Annotated in this window: 14 protein-coding genes; 9 read left to right on the plus strand and 5 right to left on the minus strand. The window is 52.2% G+C overall.

What is annotated here, in order from left to right:
- Window positions 1-143 precede the first annotated feature (143 nt).
- The 5 genes from GURA_RS14805 to GURA_RS14825 all read right to left on the minus strand — a co-directional run bounded on the left by GURA_RS14805 (window position 144) and on the right by GURA_RS14825 (window position 4,663).
- On the minus strand, window positions 144-359 hold the full coding sequence (locus GURA_RS14805) for a DUF1450 domain-containing protein (RefSeq protein WP_011939751.1): 216 nt from the start codon (window positions 357-359) through the stop codon (window positions 144-146).
- Between the two features lie 14 nt (window positions 360-373).
- Window positions 374-889: a ferritin gene (locus tag GURA_RS14810; protein WP_011939752.1), complete on the minus strand. Its 516-nt coding sequence runs from the start codon at window positions 887-889 to the stop codon at window positions 374-376.
- Between the two features lie 135 nt (window positions 890-1,024).
- Window positions 1,025-2,539 (minus strand): phosphotransferase, encoded by a 1,515-nt coding sequence (locus GURA_RS14815; protein ID WP_011939753.1) that lies wholly within the window; start codon window positions 2,537-2,539, stop codon window positions 1,025-1,027.
- Between the two features lie 3 nt (window positions 2,540-2,542).
- The gene (locus GURA_RS14820; RefSeq protein ID WP_011939754.1) at window positions 2,543-3,310 is read right to left on the minus strand and encodes a slipin family protein; all 768 of its coding nucleotides are present in this window, start codon (window positions 3,308-3,310) and stop codon (window positions 2,543-2,545) included.
- A gap of 81 nt (window positions 3,311-3,391) precedes the next feature.
- Window positions 3,392-4,663, minus strand: a complete 1,272-nt coding sequence (locus GURA_RS14825) for an NfeD family protein (protein ID WP_011939755.1) — start codon at window positions 4,661-4,663, stop codon at window positions 3,392-3,394.
- Window positions 4,664-4,779: 116 nt separating this feature from the next.
- On the opposite strand from GURA_RS14825, the gene GURA_RS14830 reads away from it, so the two are divergent.
- The 9 genes from GURA_RS14830 to GURA_RS14870 all read left to right on the plus strand — a co-directional run bounded on the left by GURA_RS14830 (window position 4,780) and on the right by GURA_RS14870 (window position 15,859).
- Window positions 4,780-6,159: a sigma-54-dependent transcriptional regulator gene (locus GURA_RS14830; RefSeq protein WP_011939756.1), complete on the plus strand. Its 1,380-nt coding sequence runs from the start codon at window positions 4,780-4,782 to the stop codon at window positions 6,157-6,159.
- Window positions 6,160-6,624: 465 nt separating this feature from the next.
- On the plus strand, window positions 6,625-7,773 hold the full coding sequence (locus GURA_RS14835) for a cell envelope integrity protein TolA (protein ID WP_011939757.1): 1,149 nt from the start codon (window positions 6,625-6,627) through the stop codon (window positions 7,771-7,773).
- 284 nt (window positions 7,774-8,057) lie between these two features.
- Complete coding sequence (locus GURA_RS14840; protein ID WP_011939758.1) at window positions 8,058-8,468, plus strand: hypothetical protein; 411 nt, start codon at window positions 8,058-8,060, stop codon at window positions 8,466-8,468.
- Window positions 8,469-8,482: 14 nt separating this feature from the next.
- Complete coding sequence (locus GURA_RS14845) at window positions 8,483-9,337, plus strand: tetratricopeptide repeat protein (protein WP_011939759.1); 855 nt, start codon at window positions 8,483-8,485, stop codon at window positions 9,335-9,337.
- Window positions 9,338-9,442: 105 nt separating this feature from the next.
- The gene (locus tag GURA_RS14850; protein WP_011939760.1) at window positions 9,443-11,056 is read left to right on the plus strand and encodes a VPA1262 family N-terminal domain-containing protein; all 1,614 of its coding nucleotides are present in this window, start codon (window positions 9,443-9,445) and stop codon (window positions 11,054-11,056) included.
- A complete protein-coding gene (locus tag GURA_RS14855) occupies window positions 11,053-11,484 on the plus strand; it encodes a hypothetical protein (protein WP_011939761.1) in 432 nt (143 codons plus the stop codon). Before GURA_RS14850 ends, GURA_RS14855 begins: the two co-directional genes overlap by 4 nt.
- Before the next feature lie 207 nt (window positions 11,485-11,691).
- Window positions 11,692-13,731 carry a hypothetical protein gene (locus GURA_RS14860; protein WP_011939762.1) on the plus strand — a complete coding sequence of 680 codons (2,040 nt, stop codon included), beginning with the start codon at window positions 11,692-11,694 and terminating at the stop codon, window positions 13,729-13,731.
- A 65-nt stretch (window positions 13,732-13,796) separates the two neighbouring features.
- A complete protein-coding gene (locus GURA_RS14865) occupies window positions 13,797-14,429 on the plus strand; it encodes a DUF4062 domain-containing protein (protein WP_011939763.1) in 633 nt (210 codons plus the stop codon).
- Window positions 14,426-15,859, plus strand: coding sequence for a Fic family protein (locus GURA_RS14870; RefSeq protein WP_011939764.1), 1,434 nt, complete (start codon window positions 14,426-14,428; stop codon window positions 15,857-15,859). The genes GURA_RS14865 and GURA_RS14870 overlap by 4 nt, the downstream gene beginning before the upstream one ends.
- Window positions 15,860-15,961 lie beyond the last annotated feature (102 nt).

The raw sequence follows: 15,961 nt of genomic DNA on the forward strand, positions 1-15,961 counted from the left end.
CCCGATGTTTGGGTCCACAAGGGGCGAGAGGACTTATAAGCTCCCCTCCCTTGATGGGAGGGGTTGGGGGAGGGTGCAATGTGCTGGTTTTTATGGCTTGGTGAGTCAGTTCAATTTTTTAACGGACACTACCGGGATTTGCCCTAACCACTGAGAACCTTTACTATCTTTTTATAAAGGTCGTCCGCGTCTATGCCGCAAACCGTCTTGCCGTCAACCGCTGCAAAAGGGGTCTTGTGGCAGGGGCCGCACTTCTTTATGCAGCCGGTCACCTTCACGTCAAGCCTGGGGAAATTTTCCCGCAGTCGGTTGACGACCTTTGATTTCCCCTTGTTGTGTTCGCAGAAACGCACTTTCATGATGCTGGAACCGGTTACGCAACAGTAGCCGCAGGCGGTGTAAAGACGCGGGTCGCCAGCTCGTTGTCGAGCATGAGAATACCCTGGCCATTATCGCCAATCAGCTTCAGCTTGCCGATAATATCGCGATCGTTGTCCTCCTCCTCTATCTGTTCGGTAATAAACCATTGCATGAAAATATGCGTTGCATGGTCCTTTTCATTGAGGGCCAGATCGATCAAGTCGTTTATACACCTGGTAATAAACTGCTCATGCTTCAACGTCTGTTCGAACATATCGAGCAACGACTTGTATTCGCTCGGCGGAGCAGAGATTCCGGAAAGCTCCACATGCTCCCCCTGACTATTGATGTAGTTGTAAAACTTCATGAAATGAACCATCTCCTCCTGGTATTGCACCATGAACCAGTTGGCAGTTCCCTTCAGGCCGATGGAGTTGGCATAGGAAGACATGGAAAGATAAAGATACGATGAATATAGTTCCACGTTCATGTGCTTATTTAATGCCGCATACATTTTTTTGTTCAGCATAAAAACTTCCCTCCAGAAAAAAAATAAATTTCGGACACGGGTTGATGTTAAGACAAGCTATGAATCACCTTTCCACCTTGGTTTGCATAATGATTTTCATTATAACGCGAGATAATGATTGCGCCAGTAAAAATGTCACGGACCGAGATTGCAGACTGCCTTCTCCGCTTCTACGAGCAGCCGCCACAGGTCTTCGCTGTCACCCAGGCCGAGCTTGATAAGATAGGCGGCAATGCTCAGGTTCGTCCTGGCCCGAAACAGTTCCACCTGCCGGCCAAAGTCTGCGCTGACGCTATCAGCGGCCTCCAGATACGCGTTCAGAAAAAGGGATTCGGGGCAATTGCGCAGGATTTCTTCGTGATTGAAGAACTGGTTGCGGAACTGGGCCAGAAAGCAGCCGATATCAAACGCGGGGGGAAGCAAAAGGGAACTTTCGAAGTCTATGGCCGCCACATAGAGGGTAGCCCGGTTCTCCTGTCTGTCCTGGCCGACGAAAACATTTTTGGGATGGAAATCTCCATGCCCCTGCACCAGAAGAGCCGGGGCGTCCCTGACCAGTTGCTGCTCGGCCTCCCGCACCACTGCCGCAATTTCCGAGGCCTTGCGCAGTTGGGAATGACGAATGTCCGCAAACCGTTCAATATATTTACCGAGCCTTTTTGATTCCCTTTCCAGAAACTCATCGGCTGGGGTTATCACAAGTCGGCAATTGTGCAGCTTAGCCAGCCAGCGGGCAGTTAAGCGAAGATATTCCGCGCCGTCCTCCACGGATGCGGTGAGCAGCTTGTCGAACAACGACTTGCCGCGCATCCCCTGCTCGATGAGGGTCATGGAAGCGGCATCCTCGTCGATTGGCCGCGGCACCCGGTAAAGGCCGCCGTCAAACCCGTGGCTAAACACCGTTTTCATAATATGATAGCCACGTTCCGCCGCATTCCATTTCTGCCGGTTCTCAAGGGTCTTGATGATAATTCTTTCCCGCTCCTCATCCATCCCTTTGGTGCCGATGGTGACTTCCGTCACCCGGCTATTGGCGCCTGAGCGGGGAATCTCCTTGAGGAAAGGACGGCAACGCCCCCGTCTGATTTCCTCAGCCAATTCCGCAATGTTATTTATCGGATGATCGAAATAGGTGGGATACGTCCCCGCATAGCTCTTTCCGTGAGTATCGGTGCCGGCGATGGCAGTGAACCGGTAGCGGTGCCAGTCCTGGAGTCCCCGAGTGTTCCCCCTCACCGTGTGGTTGGAATTGAATATCTCGATGCCGTCCAGAAGCGGGTCCTGGAGTTCCTCTTCCGACGGGATTCTTGATCCCCGGTAGGGATGGGCCCAGACAAGCGCCGCCTCGGGATAAAGCCGGCGGACTTCAAGAAGCGGGGTGCCGCGCGGTAATGTCCGGGTTGCCCCGAAAACCAGGACATCGCCGATTTCCGCACTGCTCAGCTCCTGCCCGGAAAGGATAAGGAAGTGGTCCGGCACCTCAGCGGCCCGTCGCAGCGAATTCAGATCCTCCATAGCCCAGAGGTGGTGGTGATCGGTCAGGACGATCCCTTGCAGCCCCTTGGCAAATACCCGCCTGACCAGTTCAACAGCGGAAACGCTGCTGCACGGTGAATGTTCCGCGGTATGAGAATGCATCTCGATGAGCATGAATTATGGTTTCTCCGTTTTCTCCAGGAACATCTTGATCAGGTCGATCGGCACGGGGAAAATGGTGGTGGAGTTCTTCTCCGCTGCAATCTCGGTCAGGGTTTGCAGATAGCGGAGCTGCAGAGACATGGGCTCGCCGGACATGACATGGGCCGCACCCGCCAGTTTCTCCGAGGCCTGCAATTCGCCTTCTGCATGGATGATTTTGGCGCGCCGTTCCCGCTCAGCCTCGGCCTGTTTGGCAATGGCACGCAGCATCTCCTGGGGCAGGTCGATGTTCTTCACCTCAACGTTGGCAATCTTTACCCCCCACGGGCCGGTATGGCGATCGAGGATTTCCTGCAGTTCCATGTTGATCTTTTCCCGGTTGGCCAAGAGTTCATCCAGCTCCACCTGTCCCAGTACACTACGCAGGGTGGTCTGGGAAAGCTGACTGGTGGCATAGAGATAGTTCTCCACCTCGATGATCGCCTTCTCCGGGGCCATGACCCGGAAATAGACGACCGCAGACACCTTGACCGTAACATTGTCATGGGTTATGACGTCCTGCGGCGGCACATCGAAAACTACGGTACGCAGAGAAACCCGCACGAGCCTATCGATGCCGGGAATGATGAAAAAGAGCCCGGGACCCCGCACACCGACAAACCGTCCGAGACGGAAGAGCACGCCGCGCTCGTATTCCGGGAGTATCCTGATGGCGCTCGCCGCAAACATGAGCAGCAGGATGAGGACAAAGACAAACGGCACGTAATTAAAGATGTCGGACATTGAGAACCTCCATGATTTCATTCGGTAGGGGCAACCCTATGTGGTTGTCCTTCTTTTAAGGGCGGCCACCCAGGGCCGCCCCTACGCCTTTTTCACCTTGACCCGCATTCCATCCACCGCTACGACCTCTATTTTATCGTTCGGCGCGATCTGTTCATCGCTAAAGGCCTGCCAGTATTCGCCCCGCACGAAAACCTTCCCTTCCGGGTCAATCGCCGTCTCCGCCCGCCCCGTTTCGCCGATCAGTCCTTCCCGGCCGGATACGGGCTTTCTGCGGTGGGCCTTGACGGCAAGGGTCACGGCGCAGACGGCAAATACGGTTGTTGCCAGCACCGTCACGATGATTACGCTCCATGACACGCGCAGGTATGGTTCCGGCGATTCAAACAATAAAAGCGATCCAAGGATCATGGAAATCACCCCTCCGACTGTCAGCATTCCGTGGGAAACGATCTTAATCTCGGCAATGAAAAGAACGATCGCCAGCAGTATCAGGAGTACCCCGGCATAGTTGACCGGCAGGGTCTGGAAAGCGAAAAAGGCGAGAATGAGGGAAATGCCGCCGATAACCCCGGGGAGTATGACGCCGGGATTGGAAAGCTCGAAGAAGATCCCTAGAAATCCGAGCATCATCAGCACGTAGGCCACATTGGGGTTGCTGATGACGTTCAGTATCTTTTCCCTCGTCGCCATTTCGTATTCTTTTACTTCGGCACCGGTCAGATCCAAGGCGACCGACTTGCCGTTCCTGAGAACGTTACGGCCGTCCAGCTTCCGCAACAACTCCCCCCGGTCTGCGGCGATCAGATCGATTACTTTGCCCTCCAACGCCTTTTCTGCCGACAGGGAAAGGCTTTCCCGCACCATTTGTTTCGCAAGCACCTCATTCCTGCCCCGCTTTCGCGCGATACCTTCAACATAGGCTTCCGCGTCGTTCACGAGCTTTTCCTGCATTACCTTGTCCGGCTTCTCGCCGATACTGACGGGATGGGCGGCGCCGATGTTGGTTCCAGGCGCCATGGCGCAGATATCGGCAGCAAGTGCAATGACGGCGCCAGCCGATGCGGCACGGGCTCCGCTCGGAGCAACATAGACGACAACCGGCACCGGACTGGCCATGACATCCTTGACACTGTCGCGCATGGCACTGTCCAGTCCTCCGGGGGTATCCATCTCCACAAGCAGAAGCATCTCGTTGCTGCGTGCAGCCTCACGCAGGTTGCGTTTCAGATAATCAGCGGTGACGGGATTTATGGGCCCATTTATGTCGATGCTCCGCACAACCCCTTTACCGGCAACTGCCGGGAACGAATACGTCATGATGAACAGGGTCAGGATCAATAAGCGCAGCATCATTGCCTCCGCAAACCTACCAGAAAAGTATACTTGCTGTGTAGTCACCGTCAAATGGGGCCTTGCCAATTTGATACATAAATGTTATTTTTCATCTTGCTCTAATGGTGCTACCAATGAAAGATCGTGTAAAAATCCTGCTGATAGAGGACGAAGAGCCGAGCCGTGAAGCGCTGTTGCTTCTTCTGAAAGGGAATGGCTTTTCCATCAAGGGGTGCGGCTCCGGCATGGAAGGACTCCGGCTCATGGAAACGGATCGATTCGACATCGTCATTTCCGACCTTTTCCTTCCCGATATCAGCGGCATAGATATCCTGCAACAGATAAAGGACAGCTCCCCGCACACGGAAGTTATCCTCATCACCGGTCATGCCTCTGCCGAAACCGCTGTCAAGGCCATGAAAGAAGGGGCCTTCGACTATATCACCAAACCGCTCAACATCGACGAACTCCGCATCATCATTGACAAGGCGGTGGAAAAACACCTGCTTGTCAACGAAAACGTCTACCTGAAAAAACAACTCCGCGACAAATACGAATTCGCCAACATCATCGGCAGTTCACCGGCAATGCAGCACGTTTTTTCCCGGATGAAGAGGATCATCAAGACCGACTCGACAGTCCTGATCCTCGGCGAATCGGGGACCGGCAAGGAGCTGGTGGCCAAGGCAGTCCACTTCAACGGCGCGCGCCGGGAGAAACCCTTCATTGCCATCAATTGCTCCGCCATCCCGGAAAACCTCCTGGAGTCCGAGCTGTTCGGTCATACCAAGGGTTCGTTCACTGGCGCCATCCGGGACAAGATCGGCAAATTCGAGGCCGCCAACCATGGCACAATTTTCCTCGACGAGATAGGGACTCTCCCCATGCACTTGCAGACAAAGCTTTTGCGCGTTCTGCAGGAAGAGGAAGTGGAAAAGGTCGGCTCAAACAAGCCGATAAAGCTCGACGCGCGGGTGATTTCCGCCACAAACGTCGACCTTGAAGAAGAGGTGAAACGGGGAAACTTTCGGGAAGACCTTTATTACCGGCTGAACGTCATTCCGATCACCATTCCGCCGCTTAGGGAAAGGACCGAAGACATCCTCCCCCTGATCCGCCATTTCCTGGAAAAAAATTGCCTGGAGATGCACCGGAGCGTCATGAGCATCGATAAAGAAGCATTCGAAGCACTGGAGCTTTATCAATGGCCGGGCAATGTAAGGGAGCTGGAAAACGTGATGGAGCGGATCGTCGCCCTAACCGAAGGGGACCATATAACGCTGCACGACCTTCCCCCCAATATCAACAGGGCCTACAGCGAGCGTGAGGAATCGTCTACCCGTGTTACGGAAGACGGAGTGGACCTGGTAAAAACGGTCAACGAGATCGAAAGGAAAATGATCGGTGAAGCCCTGGTACTGGCCAAGGGGGTCAAGGCCAGGGCGGCGGTGATGCTCAATCTGAACCGGACGACGCTGGTGGAAAAGATGAAGAGGCTGGGGATGGAGCAGTGAAGCTTTTGCTATTATACTGAACCACGCTCGTCGCCAATAACAACTCCTCCCTGCACACTCTGCACATTGACCTCAAAGCCGCCACAACTGCACACCTAGGAGCCTGTCGGACTTAGGAATGAATCTACTGCGAGAACGGAAAATCGGTCCATATTCCCGGAAATTTTCGACAAATAGGTCCACTATTCGCTCTCAAATTTCCGATAATCTGTCCTCGATTTGCCATTCTCTCGTTACGATTCCCTAAGTCCGACAGGCTCCTAGATATCAATTTCATCACTTGTCTCCTTCCTCATCATAAGCGCAGGTGGTTTTCCACCCCGAAACGTACTTTCGGAAGAGGTTTAAGTTATTGACAACAAAGACATAAAGTGCAATAACTGCGCGTAATCCCTGTTGATTCCTGATTTTTTAGTCCCTCTCCGCAATCCCGAATTTTGATCAAAGCCCGGGAGGCAACCTAGTTTGAGCAAATATCAGTATTACGAGTTTCTCGCCATTGACCGCCCGCTCTCGCAAAAGGAGATGGAGCACATGAGGGCACTATCCTCCAGGGGACACATCACTCCGGTCAGCTTTTCCAACGAATATCATTGGGGCAACTTCAAGGGTGATCCCAATGGTTTGATGCGGCGTTTCTATGATGCACATGTCTATCTTGCCAACTGGGGAACGGCAGTTTTCATGCTCCGTCTTCCCATGACTGCTCTTGACCGCAAGGTTTTAAAGGCGTTCACGGTTAACGGGGTGTTCGAGGTTGAAGCCTCTCCGACGCACTGGATTTGTTCATGGAACCTGGATGACTCGGAGGATTACGACCGGGTCGGCCCGGAAGATGGCTCCGGCTGGATGGCGCGGCTCGCGCCGCTGCGCGAGGAGCTTCTGCGCGGCGATCTGCGCAGTCTTTACATAGGCTGGCTGGCAGCGGTTTCCATGGGCGCGGATGAGGACGAGTTGGAACCGCCGATGCCTGACGGTCTCGCCCCTTTTACCGCGGCGCAGGAAGCCCTTGCCGAGTTCCTTGAGGTGGATATCGATCTGCTGGCAGGTGCGGGCATGGAGCGCCCCAACGCCCGGAGCATGGCTTGTGAGCACGAGATCGACCCCTGGCTGGACGCGTTGCCGATGGCGGAGATGCGTCTCTTGGTGCGAAAGCTCTTGACCGGCCAGGAAGTTGAGGCCGAGCGCGAGGTGAAAAGCCGGTTTGCCGCTTGGCGCAAAAGCACCGGCGATGCACCTGCCGCTCTCCCGCGAAGGACAGTGGCGGAGCTGTGGCAATTGGCAGAAAAGGCCGAGGAGGCCCGTCTTCTGCAAGAGAAAAAGCGGCGTGAGCAGGCGGAGGCCAAGCGGCTCAAGGAGCGGGAAGCGAATCTCGCTAGGCTGGCCGAAAATTTCCCCAAGGCTTGGCAGGCTGTCAACCAGCGGGTGCAGGTAGGGTCGGGAAAGGCGTATGATGAAGCCTGTCAGGCTCTGGTCGATCTGGCCGAGGCGTATGCCAAACACGCCAGCAAGCAAGCCTTCGATGCCGAGTTGCGCCGGTTCATGGCCGGCCATGGGCAACGGAAGAGTCTGATGCAGCGGCTGGTGAAGGCGAAGCTAATGCGGAGTGCTTGAAACTCCGGTTCGGAGGCCGCGCAAGCGGCTGAATCTCGCCTGAAGCAGGAACCCTCTGTTCATACATGCAGTGGAAACAGTCAATACCGTCGGGGAGCACGTGAAGTGAAAAGGAGCCCAAGCAACGTACAGATACGGCATCAGCGCATACCTACGAAAACAAGTTTATCCAGCCTGATTCGGATGAGCGGTTCGCCTTTATCGCAGGGTATACCGACGGTGGCTTCCCGTACGGAACCACATGGGATGAATTGCCGGGAGAGACTTATGCCGAGGAGGCGACGATGACGGATAGAAAAGCCTCGAACGCCACATTCCGCGAGTGGACTCCGGATTTCGACAAATGGCCGAGTTCATGGATGGGTGTCAAGGAAGATCTCGAATACGGCAGGAAGATCCTCCCCTATTTCGAACATTTCCTCCAGGAATTGTATGATGAAGGTTTCTCCAGAAAGACCTTTGTCCAGTATCGGGATAATCTGTGGCTTCTGGGCGGAACGATCATCACGGGGGTCTCGAATTACGAGGAACACCACATCGATCCGTTTGAGAAACTGTATGATTCTGTAATATCTGACGGCATCCTCCCTGATCATTATGATGATATGAGTGAAGCCGAGTTGTATGCTTTTGCCAGAATGTGCCGCAGGTTAGAGAAGTTTCTTGATCAGCATTATCGGGCTCTTTTCTTATAAAACTGGAGAGGCAAATGAAGATGAAAAAGAGTGGGAAAAACGCCCACCCCGCAGCCAGGGCCGTACTGGAAGATCTCGGCAACAAGGAGTGGCGTTTCGCTGAGATACCGTATGAAACGGAGATGAAGTTTAACGATCTGCTCGACGCGCGGGATTTTGGCAGCGTCACTCCTGCGGAGATGGAGCGGCAACTCAGGGAGCTGCTGCATGAGACGCCCAACTTCATCGATGTGTATCATCATCTGGCGATGCTTCTCGACCAGCGGGGGAAGAGACATGAGGCCCAACTGCTGTGGCAGCAGGCGGTGAACATCGGCATGCAGTGTTTCATCGAAAAGTTCAGCGCCGCCGGCAACAAGCTGGAATGGGGCTGGCTCGAAAACCGCCCCTTTCTGCGAGCCTATCATTCACTTGGACTTCAACACATGGAGAGCGGTAATACCGAGATGGCCCTCTCCATCTTCAGGACGATCATGTCCCTGAATTCGGGCGACAACCAGGGTGTCCGTGCGCTCGTGGTCGATTGCTGCCTGAAACTGAAAATGTACAAGGACGCCCTGGCGGTATGCGAGGATTCGCTCGGCGACCACATGGCCGAAACGGTGTACGGCCGCGTTCTGGCTCTTGTCGCCCTCAAGCGGATGACCCAGGCGGAAAAGGCGCTCCGGCAGGCGGTTACTGTTTTGCCGTTGGTGGCGGGAGAGCTTGTGAAAACCCGCCATACGCGACCGAGGAATATGCGCGAAGGGCACTATACCGTCGGCGGAGCCGATCAGGCTTGGTACTACTGGCAGGAGGCGGGAGAGTATTGGGTGCAGGTGCTGGGGGCGATTGAGTTTGTCAGGGAGCGGTTGAAGGGGCGGGGGTAGAGGGCTTCTGTTGAATAGAAGACGTCTGGAGGGGGCGCAATAAATTGTCCGAGAAGGAGTTTGATTTACTAAATTCAAGATGAAGGGGCTTGAGGAGAGTAGCGTATGGAGGAAATTGATAAACTCAGCAGCGAGAATAAATCATTATTTCCAGGGTTAGCCATATTCGAAAACGATTACGCACATGCCCTCATACATTTGGCATGGTATCGCGAAGATAAGAAACGATTTCTTGTCTTTGGAATGGTTGAATTGTTCCCCGCTGAGTTCCCTCCCCCGGAGCCGTCGGGAAAAATGTCTCTGTCCACAATAAATTTCGGAAGACAGCATGATTTGAATATCCAGCGAGTTGTCATATCTTCAAAAGATGCTTTGTCTTGGTATCTGGAGTGCCGCAACACATCTATTACTATTCCTGCAGCGTTTGGAGAGAAGTTAGCAGGGAAAGCCCTTCAAACTAGTCCTTTAGCAGAAGAGCCATCGTGGTCACATCTGATAACGAGCAATGATCTTCCGTTTCATTGTTGGAGTGTTGTCCGCGCTCATCATCTTATTCAAGAAAATGTCCCTGAAGAAATCAGTAAGCTATTTACCAGCACCGAAATTATCTGTTGGCTGAAAGACAAACTTTTCTTCGATTTACAGAATTATCAGGAATGGAAAGGCTCTCTTCATCTTATTGCCCCCAATCCCGTTTTCCGTTTATTTCACCAGAGGCTTGGTATAACTGAAAACGGTTTCGAATCGAGCGATTGTCACATAGAACCGCGAGCAGGTCGTGACTTAGCTGCGCTTGATTTGTATCTGTCAGAACGCCATCCTACCGGGATCGTATCGTTTTGTAGAAAGGAAATAACGGAACCTTATTTTTCACTCCCCCATGTCGAGCATACAGAAAAAGTGGAATATCTGATCCATTCGAAACAATATGGGGTATTGGACTGGCATGAACCGGTTTCTTTCCTGCGAAGCATCCAATTTCAATCAAATCTCATTACCGGCAAAAAGATAGTCAATGTCCCCGATAATCGGGGAGAGAGCTATGAGGTGCCACAACTTTCGGCGGCGTCATCGGGGATTGTGGGTGAGCGGGAACCGGCATCTCCAATTACCTCACATCTTCGTAAACATGAAGCGATGCGGAAGCGCCGTAAGGAATCAGAACGTCTGGGTCAGAAATGGTTTCACGGGAACCAAGAAGAGGCCACGATTTTTGTTAGAGAGCTTATCAAGAATGCGAAAAGAAGGGTATTTATTGTTGATCCATACTTTGCCACGGTGGAGCTTTTTAGCTTTGCCTTTGCAACCAGCCGGTCCGAGATAGAAGTTGTTATATTGACGGCAGCCAAAGACAACCTGATGAATAAGGACAGGGCTGATTCAAACCGTGATGCAGGCGAGGTTCTCCTTTCGCAAGTTCAGGCATATAGGCAGAATGGAAAGATTAAAGTCTTTGTCATGACGGGGAGTCCGCCGGCAGTGCATGACCGTTTTCTGGTTGTGGACAACGATGTCTGGCTTTCGGGAAATTCGCTGCATACCATTGGGAAAAGGGCTGGAACGATGATCAAGCTCCCATGTCCTGATGAGGTGGCAAAGAACTTGGAGAATATCCTGACTAGTGATCGAGTCAAGCCTCTTGAACAGTGGGTACTAGATCGCCGTTCGAACAAAGGCATTGAACTCGAGAGTTCAGAACGCAAGGACTCTTCTCAATGAAACTACCGCAGAACAGGCTAACTGATATCGGCTCGATACCTTCACCTTCAGCGAAGGTTATCGAGCGGCCTGAGTTAATTTGGCCATCAATCCCCGATAGCATTGATGTCGAAAATGTCAAGGAACACGACCGGTTTACGGCCCCTGATCATTGGATCATCAAAACGCGCCGAGAATTTTCAGATGCTTGTAAAAGGGAAGAATCCCCTGGGCTTGGTTGTGGCTTGTTTTGGGAAAAACTCCAGGAATCTGAACAGATATTGATACTCGACAAACATTTCGACAAACAAGCCATGATCACGCTACGAGAAAGGCTTCGTGGTGGTAGGATGAAGATTCAGGACTTGCGTATCATCACTTCAGATGATGGTGCTCGCGACCTGTTTTCAGATATTGCCAGATTAAATACCGAAGGTGATTGGTTGTAAGTCATATAAACGGCATGACAAACAATTTGACATATTTCATGATCGTTTTGCCGTAAATAATGATGAGCTATGGCATTTTGGCGGCACCGTAGGCGGCATCCAAACTGACCTTACAGCTGTAAGCCGTGGATGGAATGCTGTATTTCGGAATTTTATTGATCTCTTTGATCGAGTCTGGAACGCTCTTTATATGCCTGGGGGACGGAAATGAAGGATGCTCGCCTAGTGGCGAATTATCAATATGCTCAGAAGCTGGATGCCAATATTGTTGATGGCAAGACTGTGATCCAAGAGTCTTGGTTTGAACAGGCTGTTGCGGCCATCGTCAAGACCCCTTTACTAATGACCTTCGAGAGCAGACTTGAGTCGTGTCAAGACTTTGAGAAATTTGTTGAACAAATTGAGAAGTCTGACAGAAATGAATTGCCGGGCCAAGCCGTTGCAATCATAGAACAATTGCCAACTGGTTTTCCAGATGAGCTAGACGCAGTATCGAGTGGAGACCATGAGGCATCAAACCATGCAGCGTGGGTGTGGGGTAGCGCGCTTGCTCGTATTTGTGCCGGTTCAAATTCCATTAAAGAATTACTGGAAGCTGGCTGGCGCCTTGCAGGGCATGAAGTTGCGGCAGAGGCATTTCTAGAAGGAGTCACTTCCGCGCTTGTCCGAGAAAATGCAGATTGCGTACATGCAGCTTTGAATGACTTGGTTGACAACATTGCCGAACAACCGGAGCTGTGCGTTTATTCGAGCGAGCGGGAGCGCTTTTGTCAAGCGGTAGAGGATTGGAAAGAGGAAGCAGATCTTTCTAAGGTCTGGTCTCTGAATGCTTTCGAATACTTCCCCGTTTACTGTGAGTCGATAGGTGTGCTTGAAGCAGTTCGAAGAAGTGATCCTTCTCAATATTTGAAGTTGTTGGAGCTAACTGCTCTACCGCCAGCGATAGAAAATGCCTTCAGAAGACTCGATATCTTTTACGATTTTGATGTGATTTTACAGCTACTGTCTGTTGCGCCCTCAATACTTGAACCCGATGGCAACAACCGGGTTTGGAATCGAAAACTGACCGCTCCGATACTTCTAAATAAAGGATTGGAGCATATAAGAGATCTTGCTGATGTCATATTTCGTACAAACGATGAAGAGCGGGACAAGGCAGAATCGATACGTGATCGGGAAGCTCATTCGCTTTTATGCCGTCTGACGGAGGCGCTGCTCGGGCGACAAGATGGGACATTTCTGGCAGTTCACTGGATGTGCCATTTGATCGGAACGAACGGTCCAAAACCATGGAGCAATACCGACCGCTGGACACCGATTCCAAGCACCATCGAAGCAGTGGCATCAGGTTTACATTCGAAGGGAATACAACTTGAAGACATTGTTAACCTCTTTCCAAAGTATGCCATTCCGAAAGGTGACGATCTAATAAAGCTACATCAAAGTGGAATCGGCGATCTTGACCGACATGCGAAACCTTCTGGGTTGGATATATTGTTGGCCTATCTTTGGATCATCAATCAAGCCGATACCGAGATTTCGTTGAAAGACGAAATGACGTTGAATTTTTTTGAAACCTTGCTTGTTCGGCAGGATGGTGGTTTGTACATTGCTATCCCTGAAGCCTGCCCGACTGTCCGTGAATATTATCCTGCCCTACTCTATGCCACACATGACCATCCGGTTGAAACTTGGAGCAAGAGTTGGGCATTGCTGTCTGAGCAGCGCCGACTATTCCGGCACCGCTGGTCTGACGATACAGTACCACGCTCCGAGGACCCTAGCTTCTGTCTGGCAAATATTGGTCTTGCCACAGTTGACTGGCTGATTTCTCCGGAGGTCGCCAACTTTGACCAAGCACTCCCCCTGTGGAGAACTATTTTTGACGCCGTCTTCAACGTTGTAATTACTCCACCATCCTTCAACAATGATCACTGGCGTAACCTTATCGCAAAACTCTTCAGCAGGTTGCCGCTTGTATCAACACCTTCAGATCGCTCCTCCATTGTTGTTGAATATTTACTTCGTTTAGGTGGTGATGACGAGCTGTTCATCTGGTGTTTGGCGAATGCCTGCCAAAATGGTGCGTTGATCAGTGATGTTGCTCTGACAATTAAACATTCAGGTGCAGACTTGAGAAACCGCATGGATGCCTATATCAAATGGGAGGGTCGAGACAGTAACCGAAGAAAGAATGACAAGGTGATGGAGGTATGCCAGAACCTGCTTCAGCAATTACAGCCATAAACGCAAGAAAATTTATTACTCTCCATGCCCATAAAAACACTTGCATAGGAAGCGAGAAACATCGCATGAATAAAAAACTCACCATCATGGTCTCCTCTTCGGTCTACGGCATCGAGGAACTGCTGGACCGGATTTATACATTGCTGACCGCCTTCGGTTTCGAGGTCTGGATGTCGCACAAGGGGACGGTCCCGGTGTTCTCGAACCGTTCCGCCTTTGACAACTGCCTTGCGGCCGTGGAGAAATGCGACCTCTTCCTCGGGCTGATCACGCCTTATTACGGCAGCGGGAAGGATGAGGACGGTATCTCCATCACCCATTTCGAGCTGCGCAGGGCCATCGAACTCAAGAAACCTCGCTGGCTTCTGGCCCATGACCACGTGGTGTTTGCCCGTACGTTGTTGAACAACCTGGGCCATGAAGGAAAAGAAAAACGCGGGAGATTGAAACTGAAGAAGAACAACGTCATTGACAACCTGCGCGTAATCGATATGTACGAAGAAGCGATCCTTTCGGAGAAACTCTTACGCGACAGACATGGCAACTGGGTTCAAAAATTCAGCACCGATGACGACGCGGCGCTGTTTGCCACGGCGCAGTTTTCCCGCTATCAGGAAGTGGAGGCGTTCGTGCAAGAGAACTTCAATGATAAAGATCATATCTCCCTGTCGCTCAAGGAACGTGGAGGCCGCCCATGAAGCCGGAAAAGCTAAGGGAACTTCTCCTTCTTGGCGAAAGCCAGCATGTGGAATTCAAGTCGCAGTGCCGGAATCCGGATGTTGTCGGGACTGCGGTGTGCGGGTTTCTCAATACCGGCGGCGGCTCCGTTGTCTGCGGCGTTGATAGCAAGGGAAACATCCGGGACATTGATAAGCCAAATGAAGTCGTGATCATGCTGGAACAGGCACTGCAAGGCGTATCTCCCAAGGCGCTGGTTTCCATCTCTGTTCATGAGGTTGAAGGAAAGCCTTTGATCGTTGCCGAAGCGCCAGCCGGTCAGGATATTCCCTATGCGTTCAACAATGTGATCTACATCCGTGAGGGGGCGCATACCAAAGCGGCCGACGTGGAAACCATCCGGGACATGGTGCTTCGCAAATCGGTGGAACCGGAACGATGGGAAAGACGGTTTTCCACCGCCGAGCCTGAAAGCGATGTCGACCTGCAGGAAATCAGTAGAACCGTTACCGCGATCCTGAAAATACGTCGTACTTTTTTCAGGGATACGGCAAATCCCCTCATGGTTCTGGAGGACCTTTCCGTGGCCAAGTATGGCCGTCTTACCCAGGGGGGGGATGTCCTGTTCTGCAAGAATCCGGCTGCCCGCTTTCCCCAGGTTCGGGTTCGGGCCGCATGTTTCACCCAGGACAAGGCCAGTGATACCTTCCGGGATATGAAGTCGTTCGAGGGGCCGCTCGTATCCGTGCTCGAACAGCTCTTCGATTTCATCATTCGCAACACCGCGACAGTATCTCGGTTCAGAAAGACTATTCTAGAGCGTCAGGATGAGTCCCTCTACCCTTCGGAAGCAATCCGGGAAGCCTTGGTCAATGCGTTCGCCCATCGCGACTATGCCGACTTTTCCGGCGGCATTACAGTACATATCTATCCCGACCGGCTGGAGATATGGAACTCAGGCAACCTGCCCGAGGGCATTACGCTGGACACGCTGGCAAAAGGGCATCTATCGGTTCTCAGGAACCCGGACATCGCACATGTGCTTTATCTGCGCGGTCTTATGGAAAAACTCGGCCGCGGCAGCATCCTTATTCTTCAGGCATGCGCAGAGCGGGGGCTTCCCAAGCCCACATGGCGGTCTGATTATAATAAAGGTGTGACGCTGACTTTTTATTCCCCGGAAGTTACCCCGGAAGTTACCCCGGAAGTCACCCCGGAAGTGCGTTTTCTCCAGGCAATCAAAGGCGAGATGACACGGCAGGAAATTCAGGACGCCGTGGGGTTGAAGGACGATGAACACTTTCGCAAGACATACCTGCTGCCGGCTCTGAATGCCGGTCTGCTGGAAATGACCATCCCGGATAAGCCCCGCAGCAGCAAACAGAAGTACCGGTTGACTGAAGCAGGCCTGCATGTGAGGGAGCAGATAAAAAACGCTAAGGTCCCATGAATGCCCTGGCAAAGCATGCCTTATCCCCCCAGCGCCGCCAAGGCAATCTCCTTGATCCCCTTGTAGATCCAACTTGCCTAAGCCGAGAATCGGCAGGCTTTC

The organism is Geotalea uraniireducens Rf4, from assembly GCF_000016745.1.
Classification (GTDB): domain Bacteria; phylum Desulfobacterota; class Desulfuromonadia; order Geobacterales; family Geobacteraceae; genus Geotalea; species Geotalea uraniireducens.